The 15,186-nt window shown below is 62.0% G+C and carries 17 protein-coding genes and 1 tRNA gene; 14 read left to right on the top strand and 4 right to left on the bottom strand.

Annotated features, from left to right (window positions below; genetic code table 11):
• Nucleotides 1-57 precede the first annotated feature (57 nt).
• From hisI to tatC, 7 genes are all read left to right on the top strand, one after another.
• A complete protein-coding gene (gene hisI / locus PCA31118_RS21215) occupies nucleotides 58-456 on the top strand; it encodes a phosphoribosyl-AMP cyclohydrolase (protein WP_044457280.1) in 399 nt (132 codons plus the stop codon).
• A gap of 5 nt (nucleotides 457-461) precedes the next feature.
• Nucleotides 462-827: a phosphoribosyl-ATP diphosphatase gene (locus PCA31118_RS21220; RefSeq protein ID WP_150626993.1), complete on the top strand. Its 366-nt coding sequence runs from the start codon at nucleotides 462-464 to the stop codon at nucleotides 825-827.
• Nucleotides 828-974: 147 nt separating this feature from the next.
• Complete coding sequence (locus PCA31118_RS21225) at nucleotides 975-1,388, top strand: DUF4870 family protein (RefSeq protein ID WP_246190357.1); 414 nt, start codon at nucleotides 975-977, stop codon at nucleotides 1,386-1,388.
• A gap of 53 nt (nucleotides 1,389-1,441) precedes the next feature.
• Nucleotides 1,442-1,816, top strand: coding sequence for a histidine triad nucleotide-binding protein (locus PCA31118_RS21230; protein WP_150626994.1), 375 nt, complete (start codon nucleotides 1,442-1,444; stop codon nucleotides 1,814-1,816).
• A 294-nt stretch (nucleotides 1,817-2,110) separates the two neighbouring features.
• Nucleotides 2,111-2,356, top strand: a complete 246-nt coding sequence (gene tatA / locus PCA31118_RS21235) for a Sec-independent protein translocase subunit TatA (protein ID WP_150626995.1) — start codon at nucleotides 2,111-2,113, stop codon at nucleotides 2,354-2,356.
• 12 nt (nucleotides 2,357-2,368) lie between these two features.
• Nucleotides 2,369-2,911, top strand: a complete 543-nt coding sequence (tatB, locus tag PCA31118_RS21240; RefSeq protein WP_150626996.1) for a Sec-independent protein translocase protein TatB — start codon at nucleotides 2,369-2,371, stop codon at nucleotides 2,909-2,911.
• A 108-nt stretch (nucleotides 2,912-3,019) separates the two neighbouring features.
• On the top strand, nucleotides 3,020-3,835 hold the full coding sequence (gene tatC / locus PCA31118_RS21245; protein ID WP_150626997.1) for a twin-arginine translocase subunit TatC: 816 nt from the start codon (nucleotides 3,020-3,022) through the stop codon (nucleotides 3,833-3,835).
• Nucleotides 3,836-3,941: 106 nt separating this feature from the next.
• Here tatC and PCA31118_RS21250 read toward each other — a convergent pair whose 3' ends face one another.
• The gene (locus PCA31118_RS21250; RefSeq protein WP_044457274.1) at nucleotides 3,942-5,156 is read right to left on the bottom strand and encodes a Do family serine endopeptidase; all 1,215 of its coding nucleotides are present in this window, start codon (nucleotides 5,154-5,156) and stop codon (nucleotides 3,942-3,944) included.
• An 18-nt stretch (nucleotides 5,157-5,174) separates the two neighbouring features.
• Here PCA31118_RS21250 and PCA31118_RS21255 point away from each other — a divergent pair, with 18 nt between their 5' ends.
• Nucleotides 5,175-5,924 (top strand): Nif3-like dinuclear metal center hexameric protein, encoded by a 750-nt coding sequence (locus tag PCA31118_RS21255; RefSeq protein WP_150626998.1) that lies wholly within the window; start codon nucleotides 5,175-5,177, stop codon nucleotides 5,922-5,924.
• A 60-nt stretch (nucleotides 5,925-5,984) separates the two neighbouring features.
• Here the strand turns inward: PCA31118_RS21255 and mscL are convergent, their stop codons facing one another.
• A complete protein-coding gene (mscL, locus tag PCA31118_RS21260) occupies nucleotides 5,985-6,431 on the bottom strand; it encodes a large conductance mechanosensitive channel protein MscL (RefSeq protein ID WP_044457272.1) in 447 nt (148 codons plus the stop codon).
• A gap of 426 nt (nucleotides 6,432-6,857) precedes the next feature.
• Between mscL and petA the strand changes: the two genes are divergently transcribed.
• The 6 genes from petA to PCA31118_RS21290 all read left to right on the top strand — a co-directional run bounded on the left by petA (nucleotide 6,858) and on the right by PCA31118_RS21290 (nucleotide 11,055).
• Entirely contained in the window at nucleotides 6,858-7,472 is a 615-nt protein-coding gene (gene petA, locus PCA31118_RS21265) for a ubiquinol-cytochrome c reductase iron-sulfur subunit (RefSeq protein ID WP_150627034.1), read from the top strand.
• A gap of 2 nt (nucleotides 7,473-7,474) precedes the next feature.
• Nucleotides 7,475-8,860, top strand: coding sequence for a cytochrome b (locus tag PCA31118_RS21270; RefSeq protein WP_150626999.1), 1,386 nt, complete (start codon nucleotides 7,475-7,477; stop codon nucleotides 8,858-8,860).
• 31 nt (nucleotides 8,861-8,891) lie between these two features.
• Entirely contained in the window at nucleotides 8,892-9,611 is a 720-nt protein-coding gene (locus PCA31118_RS21275) for a cytochrome c1 (RefSeq protein ID WP_044457269.1), read from the top strand.
• An 83-nt stretch (nucleotides 9,612-9,694) separates the two neighbouring features.
• Nucleotides 9,695-10,306 (top strand): glutathione S-transferase N-terminal domain-containing protein, encoded by a 612-nt coding sequence (locus PCA31118_RS21280; RefSeq protein WP_044457268.1) that lies wholly within the window; start codon nucleotides 9,695-9,697, stop codon nucleotides 10,304-10,306.
• 76 nt (nucleotides 10,307-10,382) lie between these two features.
• On the top strand, nucleotides 10,383-10,841 hold the full coding sequence (locus PCA31118_RS21285; protein ID WP_150627000.1) for a ClpXP protease specificity-enhancing factor: 459 nt from the start codon (nucleotides 10,383-10,385) through the stop codon (nucleotides 10,839-10,841).
• Nucleotides 10,842-10,979: 138 nt separating this feature from the next.
• Nucleotides 10,980-11,055: transfer RNA gene (locus PCA31118_RS21290), tRNA-Thr, on the top strand.
• 80 nt (nucleotides 11,056-11,135) lie between these two features.
• Here the strand turns inward: PCA31118_RS21290 and PCA31118_RS21295 are convergent.
• Both PCA31118_RS21295 and PCA31118_RS21300 read right to left on the bottom strand, forming a co-directional pair.
• The gene (locus PCA31118_RS21295; protein ID WP_174990553.1) at nucleotides 11,136-12,629 is read right to left on the bottom strand and encodes a TolC family protein; all 1,494 of its coding nucleotides are present in this window, start codon (nucleotides 12,627-12,629) and stop codon (nucleotides 11,136-11,138) included.
• A 125-nt stretch (nucleotides 12,630-12,754) separates the two neighbouring features.
• Nucleotides 12,755-15,184: a peptidase domain-containing ABC transporter gene (locus tag PCA31118_RS21300; protein ID WP_174990554.1), complete on the bottom strand. Its 2,430-nt coding sequence runs from the start codon at nucleotides 15,182-15,184 to the stop codon at nucleotides 12,755-12,757.
• Nucleotides 15,185-15,186 lie beyond the last annotated feature (2 nt).

Here is a 15,186-nt window from a genome sequence, read left to right on the forward strand (position 1 = left end):
CGGCATACGCTTATACGCCTATCACGCTCTCGCGCCTCTAAGGGAAATCGACGCATCATGACCCAGGATTGGCTGGACAAGGTTAGTTGGGACGCACAGGGCCTCGTGCCCGTGATCGCGCAGGAAGTCGGCACCAACGACGTGCTGATGTTCGCCTGGATGAACCGCGAAGCGCTCGCGCGCACGGTGGAAATCGGCGAGGCCGTCTACTATTCGCGCTCGCGCAAGCGCCTGTGGCACAAGGGCGAGGAGTCGGGCCACGTGCAGAAGGTGCACGAGATTCGTCTCGATTGCGACGAAGACGTGGTGCTGCTCAAGGTGACGCAGAACGACGGGATCGCGTGCCATACCGGCCGTCATTCCTGCTTCTTCCAGAAGTTCGAGGGCAACGTCGAAGCGGGGCAGTGGACCACCGTCGAACCGGTGCTCAAGGACCCCAACAAGATCTATAAGTGACTGCCATGAACGATACGCTCGAGCGTGTTGCCGAAGTGATCGCCTCGCGCAAGGGCGGCGATCCCGACAAGTCGTATGTCGCCCGGCTGTTCCACAAGGGAGACGACGCCATCTGCAAGAAAATCGGCGAAGAGGCCACGGAAGTGGTGCTCGCTGCCAAGGACATCCGTATTGGCGGTGCCGACAAGGCTGGCGATTTGCGTCAGAAGCTGGTCAACGAGACCGCCGATCTGTGGTTCCACTGCATGGTGCTGCTCGCCCATCACGACCTGAGTCCGAACGAAGTGCTCGCTGAGCTGGCGCGCCGCGAAGGGCTGTCGGGGCTCGTCGAGAAGGCGCAACGCGGCACGCGCGGCGAACACGCGGACTGAGCGCGTTTTTGCTGCCCACACTGCCGTGCGCTGCTTTAGTCCATCGCTTCCGTCAGCTACTGCCGTCCGCTACTGCCATTCGCTACTACCATCCGCGAGTGCCGCCTGTCGAGGCATGGCGCACAGGCTCTCAGAAGGAGACACCCCATGAACGATCCGCATAGCGCCGGTAGCACGGGCCACCCCTATACCGTCAACACACCGAATATCGTGAACGCCCCCACCGAGGAACAGGAGCGCGCGCTGCGCAAGCTCACGCATGTGCTCTACGCCCTCTATGCGCTCTTCTGGCTCACGGGCGGCGTGACGGCGATCGTGGCCATCATCATCAACTACGTCAAACGTGACGATACGACCGGCACGCTCTACGCCTCGCACTTCACATGGCAGATCCGCACCTTCTGGTGGTCGGTGGTCTGGGCGGTGTTGGGCGTGGCCCTCGCTGTCGTGTTCATCGGCTTCGCGATTCTCTGGGTGCTCGGCATCTGGACGCTGTACCGAATCGTCAAGGGCTGGCTCTATCTGAACGACAGCAAACCCATGTACGCGACGCGCGCCTGAGCGTTTCGGGCGAGGCTTCGATTCATCCAGGAATTCGAGAGGAAGACACACGCATGACGCACGATAACTGTATCTTCTGCAAGATCATCGCCGGGCAGATCCCGAGCGCGCAGGTCTACGCCGACGACGATGTCGTCGTGTTCAAGGACATCAATCCCGCCGCCGATCTGCATCTGCTCATGGTGCCGCGCAAGCATATCGCCACGTTGCAGGACTGCCAGCCGGAAGACCAGGCGCTGCTGGGCAAGATGATGCTGCTCGCCCCGAAGCTCGCCGCCGAACAGGGCTATCGCTTCGACGGCGATGCGTCGAACATCGAAGGCAACGGCTTTCGTGTGGTGATGAACACCGGGCCGGGTGGCGGTCAGGAGGTTTATCATCTTCACATGCACGTTCTGGCCGGACCGCGGCCGTGGAAGCGCATGTAAGGGCTCGCGAGGCGCGCGACGGAGGAAATATCGCGACGGATTGCCGCGTTATTCCGGTCAAGCGTGCAACGCTCCCGCATCGGGAAAGGTTTCACGAAACATTTATTTCTACCCGGTGTCGTGCCCGGTTACGATGCTGGACGTGACGCATGATGTGCCACAATGGGGCACAGGGTTGCGGAACACGGGGCAAACATGGCGCGCTGCGCCGCAGGCCTGAGAGCCGTGGGCAGTATCGCTGGACGAAACCTCGTCGCGAGGCGGCAGAGGTAGGCAAACGCAAGGAGAGTGGTCATGGGTTCGTTGAGTATTTGGCACTGGCTGATCGTGCTGGTGATCGTGATGATGGTTTTCGGCACCAAGAAGCTGCGCAACATGGGGAGCGATCTCGGTGGCGCAGTCAAGGGCTTCAAGGACGGCATGAAGGAAGGCGAAACCTCCTCCAACGCCAAGGAAGACCCGGCAGCTGCCAAGGAACTGCGCGATTCGACCACCATCGACGTGCAGGCCAAGGACGCGAGCAATCACAAGCAAGGCTAAGCCGGCGTCGACATGATCGATCTCGGTCTTTCCAAACTGATGCTGATCGGCGTGGTTGCGCTGGTCGTGATCGGTCCTGAGCGTCTGCCCAAGGTCGCCCGCACGGCGGGCGCCCTTTTTGGTCGCGCACAACGCTATATCAACGATGTGAAGGCCGAAGTGAGCCGCGAGATGGAGCTCGATGAGCTGCGCAATATGCGCACGCAGTTCGAGGACGCGGCGCGCACTGCCCAGAACACCGTACAGAAGCAGTTGCATGAGCAGGAGGCATCGCTCAACGACGCCTGGGCGAGTGCGACGGGCACCTCGTCGAGCGAGATCGCCGGCGGTGGCACCGATGCTGCGACCGGATACTCCGACAGCTATCTCGCCGAACCGGTCGTGACATCGAGCATCCGCGCGTCGACCAAGCGCCGCAACTGGCGTGTGCGCCGGGCCGCGACGCCCATCTGGTTCAAGCAAGCCAGCACGACGCGAACGCGCGTGCAGTCGGGGGCGGCACGCGTGGCGCGTCACACACCGGCAAAGCTGCGTCGACCCGTCAAGTTCTTCTGAGGCCCGTCTTCGGGGGACGTTGAGGGCCCTGGAGACGCTTCTGGACATAACCGCGCCGAACTTCCCGCCATCTGGCACTGTGCCGGCTTCATTCCTGGATAAGTCGACGTGAGCGACGAGAAACAAATCCCCGAAGGGGGCGCCGAAGAGACCTTCATCTCGCATCTGGTCGAGCTGCGCAACCGCATTATCCGCGCGGGTACGGCAGTGATCGTGGTGTTCCTGTCACTGGTCTACTGGGCGCCGGACATCTTCCGGCTGCTGGCCCGCCCGCTAACCCAATCGCTGCCCGCCGACGGCAAGCTGATCGTCACCGACATCACCGGGTCGTTTTTCGTCCCGATGAAGGTCACGCTGATGGTCGCGTTCGTGATTGCGCTGCCCATCGTGCTGTATCAGGTCTGGGCGTTCATTGCGCCGGGGCTGTATCAGCACGAGAAGAAGCTGGTCATGCCGCTGGTCGTGAGCAGCTACACGCTGTTCCTGATCGGGATGGCCTTCGCCTATTTCCTCGTCTTCCCGACGGTGTTCCACTTCATTGCGCATTACAACGCGCCGTTGGGCGCGGAGATGAACACCGATATCGACAATTACCTGAGCTTCGTTCTCACGATGTTCATGGCGTTCGGGGTGACGTTCGAGGTGCCCGTGGTCGTGGTGGTGCTCGCGCGCATGGGGGTGGTGAGTCTGGCGAAGCTCAAGCAGATTCGACCGTATGTGGTGGTGGGCGCCTTTGTGCTCGCGGCCGTGGTGACGCCGCCGGACATTCTCTCGCAGCTCATGCTGGCCGTGCCGCTGTGCATTCTGTATGAGCTGGGGCTGATCGCGGCGCGGTTGTTCGTCAAGCAGGGGGAGCAGCCGGATGCGGAGAAGGATGCGAAGGACGGGAAGGGGGATAGCGAGAACGGACAGGCAACGTCCTGATTCTGTGGACGCTCCGGACATTCTGGATTCGCAAACCGCCGGGAAAACAAAAAGCACGGGATGAAACCCGTGCTTTTTTGTTGCCTGTTGCAGCTCAGGACGTCGATCAGTCGGCGTTGTTCTCGTCGCCGTCGTCCTCGTCCTGTGCGGGACGCTTGGGCGGCGGTGGGCGCTTGCCGATCGTCACCGTCAGATCCAACTCCTTCTTCTTGCGCGTGACGTGCAGTTTGGCCTGCGTGCCCGGCTTGATCTGGGCGATGACGTTGAGCAGTTCGGTCGTATCGCGAATCGACTCGTCGTTCACCTTCGTCAGAATGTCGCCCGGTTGCACGCCCGCCTTGTCGGCCGGACCGCCTTGCACGACACCCGCAATGATCACCCCCGAGTCCTGCTGAAGTCCGAACGACTCGGCAATGTCCGACGTGATGTCCTGCGGCTCTACGCCCACCCAGCCGCGCGTGACGCCGCCGGTCGTGATGATGCTCTCGAGCACCGAGCGCGCCGTCGACACCGGAATCGCGAAACCGATGCCCATGTTGCCGCCGCTGCGCGAATAAATGGCGGTGTTGATGCCCAGCAGGTTGCCGTTCACGTCCACGAGCGCGCCGCCGGAGTTGCCCGGGTTGATGGCCGCGTCCGTCTGAATGAAGTTCTCGAACGTGCTGATGTCGAGGTGGTTCCGCCCCAGCGCGCTGATGATGCCCATGGTGACCGTCTGGCCAACGCCGAACGGGTTGCCGATGGCGAGTACCACGTCGCCCACGCGCACCTGGTCCATCCGCCCGAGGGTGATGGCCGGCAGGTTGTCGAGCGTAATCTTGAGTACGGCCAGATCGGTCTCGGGGTCACTGCCGACCAGCTTGGCGCGCGCTTTGCGGCCGTCGGCGAGGGCGACCTCGATCTCGTCGGCCCCGTCCACCACGTGGTGATTCGTGAGAATATAGCCCTCGCTGCTCACGATCACGCCGGAACCGAGGCTGGACACCGGATCCTGACGCACCGTGCCGCCGCCGTCCCCAAAGAAATAGCGGAACAGCGGATCATCCAGGCGCGGATCGCGATTCTGCTTTTGTTCCTTGCTGGAGAAGATGCTGACGACCGCGGGCATGGCCTTTTGCGCGCCGTCCGCGTACGAACCGGCCGCCGGTTTGTCGGACAGGCTGGGTGCGACTTCCTGCAAGGCGATGATCGGATTGGCCAGTTGCTTGCCGAACGAACCCTGGCGTTGCAGCCACTGAGGCTTGAGCGTGGCGATGATGAAGAGCAACGCAAGCAGCACGGTGACCGCTTGCGCGAACAGTAGCCAGAAGCGTCTGAGCATGAAAGAGCGAGACCTTATATGAATCGTGTTGAACTGGAATTGTATCTGAACGATACCCTGCAAATCGCGCAATTTCGCGATTACTGCCCGAATGGCCTACAGGTCGAAGGGCGCAGCGAGATCAGGAAAATTGCCTCCGGCGTGACCGCCAGCCTGGCCTTTCTCGAAGCCGCCCGCGACTGGGGAGCCGATGCAGTGCTCGTCCACCATGGATACTTCTGGAAGAACGAAGATGCGCGCATTACCGGGATGAAGCGCAAGCGTCTCGGTGTGTTGATCGGCAATGACATCAGCCTGTTCGCCTATCACCTGCCGCTCGACGCCCATCCCGAGCTCGGCAACAACGCTCAGCTCGGAAAACGGCTCGGATTTGCCGACGATGGCGGCCGTTTCGGCCCCGATCAGCTCGGTTGGCTCGGCTCGCCGTCACAACCGACGACGCTCGCCGCCCTCGCGGCCGACGTCGAACGCCAATTGGGACGCAAGCCCCTCCTGCTGGGCGATCCGAACCGGCAGGTGCGCCGCGTGGCGTGGTGTACCGGCGGGGCGCAAGGGTTCTTCGAAGCGGCAATTGCCGCCGGCGCAGACGTGTATATCAGCGGTGAGGTGTCCGAGCCCACCCAGCATCTCGCGCTCGAGAGCGGGGTGGGGTATCTGGCGGCAGGGCATCATGCGACCGAGCGCGGAGGCGCCAGCGCCGTTGGCGAGCATGTCGCCGCGCGCTTCGGGCTCGAACACCGGTTCTTCGATATGCCGAACCCCGCCTGAGCGGGGCTGGCGGCGTATCCGGAATATCCGGAATATCAGCTGTGCGAGTCCCCGGGAGACTTACCCGTTCTGTTTCTTGAGGCTGTCGCGGATTTCGCGCAGCAGAACGATGTCTTCCGGCGTGGGGGCCGGCGCGGCGGGCGCTTCCGGCGCGGGGCGCTTGAGGCGGTTGATCTGCTTGACCATCAGAAAGATGATGAACGCCAGAATCAGGAAGTTCAGCGCGACCGTAATGAAGTTGCCGTAGCCGAATACGGCAACGCCGGCCTTGGTCAGGTCGGCGTATGACGTCGGGTTGCCCTTGAAGTCCGGCGGGATCGCGCCGAGCAGGATGAATTTGCTCGAGAAGTCGAGGCCGCCGAAGATAGCGCCGACGATCGGCATGATGAGGTCCTTGACGACCGAATCGACGATCTTGCCGAAGGCCCCGCCGATGATCACACCGACGGCCAGATCGATCACGTTGCCTTTGACGGCAAATTCCTTGAATTCCGACATGAAGCTCATGCCATTCCTCCGCTGTTTTAGTGAGTGGCTGGGGCGAGCATGGCTGCACCGGCCCTCTCGAATTGGCATTGATTGACCGGCTATCTCATGCGGGTCTCGGGACGACGGCATCGGTAACGTCGATCAATGACCGTCGATGTCACGCGATTGCCACAGGCCGCGCACGATGTCACCGGGGCGAGACAGGGAAAATGATGACTAAATGTCGTGCACGCGTCAACGAAAGCGGCGATCATAGCGGTTCTCGTGCAGCATCCCAATAGCGAAACCCCGGGTGGGCGGTAGCCACCCGCAGGGTACGTTAATCCTTTGAAAATACGCGAAAACCACTAGGAGACTGAGGCGTTTTGCCGTTGTTTCAGGCATTTGCGCTCGCGTATGATTTAAGGTTGACGGAAATACAAATTCAACCGTGTGGGGCTTGTGATGAGTAACAATCAGAATCGTGCCGTCGACAGCAACCGCCGGAACCTGCTGATTGCAACGTCCGTAGCTGGAGGCGTAGGCGGCGTTGCAACACTCGTTCCTTTCGTCAGTTCCCTCGAACCCTCAGAGCGCGCCAAGGCTGGCGGCGCACCGGTCGAAGCCGACATCAGCGGCCTGAAGCCGGGCGAGAAGATGACCGTCTCCTGGCGTGGCCTTCCTGTGTGGATCGTCCGCCGCACGCCGGAGGAGTTGGCTTCGCTGTCCAAAGTGACGGCCGAGCTGGCCGATCCGGACTCCAAGGAAACGTTTTCCTACCCGATGCCCGATTACGCCAAGAACGAGTTTCGTACGCGTGTCGAGCACAAGGACCTGCTTGTGGTGGTTGGCGTCTGCACCCACCTGGGCTGCATTCCTTCCGGGCCGTATCAGGCGAAGACCTTGCCCGCGCTCGGCAACGATCCTGGCTTCCTGTGTCCATGCCACGGCTCGACCTACGATATGTCCGGTCGCGTCTTCAAGAACAAGCCGGCGCCAAAGAATCTCGACGTTCCTCGTTTCATGTTCGTGAGCGACACCAAGATCGTGATCGGTAAAGACGAAAAAGGAGAAGCGTAACCATGGCCGCCGACAAACAGGTCGACACGACGGGCTTGCTGGGCTGGATCGATCGCCGGTTTCCGCTCACGCAGCTCTGGAAGGACCACGCTTCCGAGTATTACGCTCCCAAGAATTTCAATTTCTGGTACTTCTTCGGCTCGCTGGCCATGCTGGTGCTGGTGATCCAGATTCTCACCGGCATCTTCCTGGTGATGAACTACAAGCCCGACGCCAACCTCGCGTTCGCGTCGGTCGAGTACATCATGCGCGAAGTCCCCTGGGGCTGGCTCATCCGTTACATGCACTCGACGGGCGCTTCGATGTTCTTCGTCGTGGTGTATCTGCACATGTTCCGCGGGCTGCTGTACGGGTCGTACCGCAAGCCGCGCGAGCTGGTGTGGGTGTTCGGCTGTCTGATCTTCCTGTGCCTGATGGCCGAAGCGTTCATGGGCTATCTGCTGCCGTGGGGCCAGATGTCCTACTGGGGCGCGCAGGTGATCGTGAACCTGTTCTCGGCGATTCCGTTCATCGGGCCGGACCTGTCGCTGTGGATTCGCGGCGATTACGTCGTGTCGGACGCCACGCTCAACCGCTTCTTTGCGTTTCACGTGATTGCGATCCCGCTGGTGCTGATCGGCCTGATCGTCGCGCACATCATCGCGCTGCACGAAGTCGGGTCGAACAATCCGGACGGCATCGAGATCAAGGACAAGAAAGACGCCAACGGCCGTCCGCTCGACGGCATTCCGTTCCATCCGTATTACACCGTGCACGACATTATGGGCGTGGGTGTGTTCCTGATGGTTTTCTCGGCAATCGTGTTCTTTGCGCCGACGATGGGCGGTTACTTCCTCGAAGCGAATAACTTCATTCCGTCCGATCCGCTCAAAACACCGCCGCACATCGCCCCGGTCTGGTATTTCACGCCGTTCTACTCGATGCTGCGCGCCACGACCGACGACTTCAAGCATCTGCTCATGGGCGTGGCGCTGCTTGTCACGGCGGTCTGGTGGATCAAGGGCCGTGCTGCCGTGACGACCAAGGTGGCGGCGTCCGGCGGTGTGGTTCTGCTGCTGCTGTTCATGTTCCTGACGGAAGCCAAGTTCTGGGGCGTGGTGGTGATGGGCGGCGCGGTGGTCACGCTGTTCTTCCTGCCGTGGCTGGACCATAGCCCGGTGAAGTCGATTCGTTACCGTCCGGGCTTCCACAAGGTATTGCTGGGTATTCTCGTCGTCGTTTTCGCGGTGCTGGGCTATCTGGGGATCCAGGAGCCGACGCCCGTGAAGACCGCCATTTCGCAGATCGGCGCGCTGTATTACTTCGGATTCTTCTGGCTGATGCCGCTGTGGAGCAAGCGCGGCACGTTCAAGCCGGTGCCGGATCGCGTGACCTTCGCGGCGCATTGAGCGCACTCAAACGACGACTAGGGATATCAAGATGAGAAAACTGTTGCTTATCCTGGCGCTTCTGAGTGGCTTCGCGGCGCCGGCCTTGGCTGAAGAGGGTGGTGCGCTGGACACGGCGCCCAGCCGGATCGACGATCTGGCGTCGCTGCAACGCGGCGCCAAGCTGTTCGTGAACTACTGCCTGAACTGCCATTCGGCGGCATCGATGCGGTATTCGCGTCTCAAGGATCTGGGGTTGTCGGAAGCGGAGATCAAGAACAATCTGCTCTTCACGACCGACAAGATCGGCGAGACCATGACCGTGGCCATGCGCACGGCGGACGCCAAGGAGTGGTTCGGCTCCGCCCCGCCTGACCTGTCGGTCGAGGCGCGGGCCCGAGGAACGGACTGGCTGTACACATACTTGCGTACCTTCTACCGGGACGACGCGCGTCCGACCGGCTGGAACAATCTGGCGTTTCCCAATGTCGGCATGCCGAACCCGTTCTGGCAGTTGCAGGGGCAGCGGGGTCTGAAGCATGCGCAGGGCGGGGAGCATGGTCCGGCGCAGTTCGTGCAGATCACTCAGGGGACGATGAAGCCGGTGGAATTTGATTCTGCCATGGCGGATTTGGTATCTTATCTGGATTGGATGTCGGAACCGGCGCAGCGTACGCGTCGGCAGTTGGGCGTATGGGTTTTGTTGTTCCTGGGACTCTTTACGGTACTTGCCTGGCGCCTGAATTCGGCCTATTGGAAGGACGTGAAGTAAAATAACGTCTGTACGACGGGGCCAGGGCTCGGGAAGCGTCGGTTTCCCGCCCCGGCCCCGTTGGTTTTTAAGGAAGACGCGCTATGATGGTTTTGTACTCGGGCACGACGTGCCCCTTCTCCCAGCGTTGCCGGCTGGTTCTGTTCGAAAAAGGCATGGATTTTGAAATCCGTGACGTCGATCTGTTCAACAAGCCGGAAGACATTGCGGTGATGAACCCGTACGGTCAGGTGCCGATTCTTGTCGAGCGCGATCTGATTCTGTACGAATCGAACATCATCAATGAGTACATTGACGAGCGTTTCCCGCATCCGCAACTGATGCCGGCCGACCCGGTGCAGCGTGCGCGTGCGCGTTTGTTCCTGTTCAATTTCGAGAAAGAGCTGTTCGTTCACGTGAGCGCGCTCGAAAACGAGAAGGGCAAGGCGGCGGAGAAGAATCACGAGAAGGCACGTCTGTCGATTCGTGATCGTTTGACGCAGTTGGCGCCGATCTTTGTGAAGAACAAGTACATGTTGGGCGAAGAGTTTTCGATGCTCGACGTGGCGATTGCGCCGTTGTTGTGGCGTCTGGATCACTACGGCATTGAGTTGTCGAAGAATGCTGCGCCGTTGATGAAGTATGCCGAGCGGATTTTCAGCCGTCCGGCTTACATTGAAGCACTGACGCCGTCCGAAAAGGTCATGCGTCGCTAATGCGTTGATTTGCCCGCCGGTGAAGCCGGCCTGTCGAGGGTGACGGGCGGGTTTCGTGGCGGGATACGTTGGTCATATGCCTGAAACGTCTACGAAGCCTTATTTACTGCGCGCGCTGTACGAGTGGTGTACCGACAACGGTTACACGCCGTATCTGGCCGTGCATGTCGATGCCAAGACGCGGGTTCCGCGCGAGTTTGTGAAAGATGGCGAGATCGTGCTGAACATCAGCTTCGACGCCACGAGCGGATTGCAGATGGGCAACGACTGGATCGAATTCAGCGCTCGCTTCGGCGGTATCTCACAGAAGGTGGAAGTGCAGGTACCGAACGTGCTGGCGATTTACGCTCGCGAGAATGGCCAGGGGATGGCGTTCCCGGTCGACAAGCAGGCGTCTGCGGATGAGAGTCCCGAGTTGGAAGCGGTGCCGTCGGTGCAGGAAACGGGTGAAGACGATCCGGATCCGACCCGCCCGGGCGGCAACGGTGCGGCTGGCGGTAACGCTGGGCGTGCACACCTGAAGGTGGTGAAGTAAGTCGAAGCGAAGCGGTGTTCGCGCGTTGCCTTTCGAGGCTTTGCGTCAGGACACCGCCAAAGCGGATGACGTCACACCAATATTTCGCACCAACAGGTAGTCGCAGTAACCGGTGAATCGGTTACAATACACGACTTCGCCGGCTTAGCTCATCTGGTAGAGCAGTTGATTTGTAATCATCAGGTGGCGGGTTCGAGTCCTGCAGCCGGCACCAAATAAACAAAGGGGTTACGTGGTTTCCACGTAACCCCTTTGCGTTTCCGCATTTCGCCTGCACGTTCGCGACCACCCCAATCACCACCGCAACGCCTCCACCGACAGCCTCCCCACGTCCGCCGCCAGTTGCAAACGCGCCGTCTGCAATGCTGTATACGCCGCGATGCGCTGCTGCTCGGCATCGGTCAGATCGTTCTGCGCCTTGAGCAATTCCAGCAAGGTGCCCACGCCTGCCTTGTACCGCCCGAGTGCGACATCGGTCGTTTCGCGTGCGCGCGTCACCAGCGTTCCCGCCAATTGCAATGTATCCGCGCTCGATGAAAACACCTCGTAGTGACGCCAGACGTCTGCCGCAATGCGGCGCTTCACCAGATTGAGCGTCTCGCGGCGTCGGTCCACTTCCGACTGCGCGTCGCGCACGCGATATTGACGCGAGAAGCCTTCGAATAACGGAATCGAGATCTGAATCCCGACACTCCGGTTATTGATCACCTGACGCGTCGTGACCTGCGTGATCGGCGTGTCGCCCCGGTCCGCCCACGCGGTCAGCGAGATCGTTGGGCGTCCCTGACTTTGCACGACGTCGACATTGGCCTGCGCGGCCTCCAGCTCGGCTTGCGCGGCAAGCACATCCGGATGCTGCGCGAGCGCCTGGTCGAGCATCGGGCCAACTGCACGCCGCTCGTCGAGTGTCTCGCTGCCCAACGGCGGCAGCGGCGTTAGCGTCAGCGCGGTGTCCGCGCGTGCGCCGATAGCCAGCGCAAGCTCACCGATCGCCAGACGTGCCGCACTCTCGGCCTGCAACGTCGCCAGACGCATGCGCGACCATGTCGTCTCCGCCTGAAGCTGGTCCGCGCGTGCGCCGATTCCCGCCGTCAGGCGCGCCGCAGCGGCATCGAAACTCTCACGCGCGATTCGCTCGGCTTCGCGCGCCGAGCGCAACACGCTACGACGCGCCTGCGCCTCGTAGTAAGCCTTCACCGTGTCGAGAAAAACCGTCTGCAAGCTCGCATTCCTGGACGAAACGGCAGCGTTGACCAGCGCCGTATCGCGCGTGACGGTCGCCGAGCGCTGGCCGAAGTCGTACAGCACCCACGTGAGATTCAGCGCAATGTCCGTGCTGCGGCTGTTCAGCGACGAATCGAATTCCGGCGAATCATCGTAAGTCACACGCTGGCCGACCCGCGCGATACTGCCGGTCGCCGTCACGTTGGGCAGGTAGGCCGAGCGCGCTACGCCCAAACGCGCCTGCCTGCCCTGTATCTCGGCCCACGCCTGCCGCGTCCGAGGGTCCGTGGTCAGGGCCATGGCGACGGCATCGGGCAATGAAAGCGGCGCGTCCGTGCTGGCGACCGTATTCGTTGCCACTGGCGACGAAGTCGATGACGCCAACGCCGCTGAAGAAACCGACGCTTGCCACGAAGGCGTATCCAGCGCAGCCGGAGGGGGCGGCACCATCGTGTTCAGCGGGTCGTTCCAGCCCCAGCCAGCGGCTGTCTGAGAGAACAGCGCCGCGCCGAGTGCAAGCACGGCAGGCAACAGGCGCCGAGTGCGCAATACGAAAGACGCCATAGACACCGCAGGCGCAGCAGGGATCAAAGGCAAGGAGGGCGCGAAAGGTGCCGAAGGTGCAGGCGTCGATGACGACGATGTCGGCTCCAGGTGCACGCGCGCGACGACGAGGCGTTGCACGAGGTTCATGCTGACGCCGCACCTGCCGCGCCGACCGAGCCCTCGGCTTCCACCACATCCGCCGCGCCGACCGAGCCCACGACGTCCACCACACCTGCCGCACCGACTGAGTCCACAGCTTCCACCACACCAGCCGAAACCGGGACACCCACAGTTCCCGCTGGGCCCGTTTCACCCGCGACACGCGCGCCACCCACGGCACCCGCCGCATCCACGGCATCCACGGCACCCGCGACCCCCGCGACACCTACGGCATCCTCAGCACCCGCTCCGCCACCACCGTTACCCCCGCCCCCCGAACGACGCGTCGTATCCGCATGCCGAACGTCGCGCACGATACGCCCGGCGGCGAGCATCAGCTCGCGCGACGCGGTGACGATCGTCTCCGGGCGATGCGCGACGATCACGCGCGTGATCGGCAGCGTGGCGATGGCGGCGTTCACTTCCCTTTCGCGCTCGACGTCGAGATGACTTGTCGCTTCGTCCAGAAACAGCACGCTGGGCCGCTTGTAGAGCGCACGCGCGAGCAGCACGCGTTGCTTCTGTCCGCCGGAGAGCACCGTGCCCATGTCGCCGACGAGCGTGTTGTACCCCATCGGCATCGCCGCAATGTCATCGTGTATCGCTGCCACGTGCGCGCATTCGCCCACCCAGGCGAGGTCGGCATGCGGGTCGAAAAAGCTGATGTTCTCGGCGATGGTGCCTGCGAACAGCGTGTCGTCCTGCAACACGGTCCCGGCAAGCTGACGAAGTTTGTCCAGCCCCACGTGCCCCACCGGCACCCCGTCGAGCAGGACTTCGCCCTCGGTCGGCGGCAAAATGCCGAGCAGCACATTGATGAGCGTGGACTTGCCGCCGCCGGAAACGCCGGTGATCGCCACCGATTCCCCCGCCTCGATGCGGAAGTTCACGCCGTCCAGCACGTAGGGCTCGTGCTCGCTGTAACGAAAACGAAGATTGCGCACCTCGATGATCGGCACCGACGGCGTGTCGCTCAGCTCGGCCGCGTCTCGCCAGGTCGCGGGCGACGCAGGCTCGGGCGCATGCAGCACGATGTCCGCCAGACGCTCGCCCTGCAATTGCATCATCTTGACGTCCACCCATTTGTCGAGCAACGCACTCACACGCGTGTCGAACATCAGCTTGAACGCCATGAACGCGATCAGCGCGCCCACGGTAAACGTGCCCCCCAGCACGAAGCGGGCGCCAAGCCAGATGATGATGATCGTCTCGAGACCGAACAGCACCCCACTGAGCGCCCGGTAACCGAGCGCCATTTTCTGGATCGTCAGGTCCGCGTTGATCTGGTTGACGAGCAGCGTGAGCCAGCGCGAGCGTCGTTCGTCCTGCTGACGGAATAGCTTGATGGTCTTGACCCCGCGCACCGTTTCGAGAAAGTGCGTCTGCTGCTTGGCGGTGTGCACGATCTGGGCTTCGGTCGCATCGCGCAGCGGCACGAACCATAGCCATCGGCCGAACGCATAGAGCGCCATCGTGCCCACGGCTATCCACGCGAGCGGCGCACTGAAGACGAACATCATGGCGAGCGTAATGCTCATGACCAGACCGTCGAGCATGGCTTCGAGAAACGAGGTCGTGAGCGTGCGCTGGATGGCGTCGATCGCGCCGAAGCGCGAGACTACGTCGCCCAGATGCCGCTTCTCGAAATAGGTCACGGGCAGGCGTAGCAGGTGCATGAAGACGTTGCTGCGCCATTGCAGACTCAACGTGGTGCCCAGAAACATCAGCACCCAGCCGCGCGCCACGGTGGTCACCTGTTGCATCAGCAATAGCAGCGTGAACCCGATGGCGAGCGTCGTCAGCAGGTCCAGATCCGCACTGGGCAGCACGTGATCGATCACCCACTGCATGAGGAACGGCTGCAGCACCATCAGGACTTCGAGCACCAGCGCCAGCGTGACCACGTGCGCAATGGACGCGCCGAGTCCCGTGATGCGCCCGATCAGACGCTGCAAGCGCACAGGGCGGCGCTCGCGCAGCGGAGAGAACTGGGCCGTGGGCCACAGTTCCAGCGCCACGCCCGTGAAACTTCGCGAGATTTCGTCGAACGAGCATTTTCGAATGCCCATCGCCGGATCGAAGATCGTGACCGTGCGGCTGCTCACTTCGCGCAAGACCACGAAATGATTGAACTCCCAATGCAGAATGCACGGCAGGCGCAGTTTGGACAGCGCGTCGATGTCGAGTTTGACGGGGCGCGACGCCAGTTCCATGCGCGCGGCGAGTTGCACGAGCGCCCCGAGCGTGAGCCCTTTGAGCGAGACCGGAAAGCGCCCGCGCAGCGTCGCGAGATCCGTCTCATGACCGTGGTAGCCGGCAATCATGCCCAGACAGGCAAGCCCGCACTCGGCGGCCTCGGTCTGAAGCATGAGCGGCATGCGTTGGCGAAAGCCCAGTGCCAGACGTTCAAGCATGA

Source organism: Pandoraea captiosa (assembly GCF_902459775.1).
Taxonomy (GTDB): Bacteria; Pseudomonadota; Gammaproteobacteria; order Burkholderiales; family Burkholderiaceae; genus Pandoraea; species Pandoraea captiosa.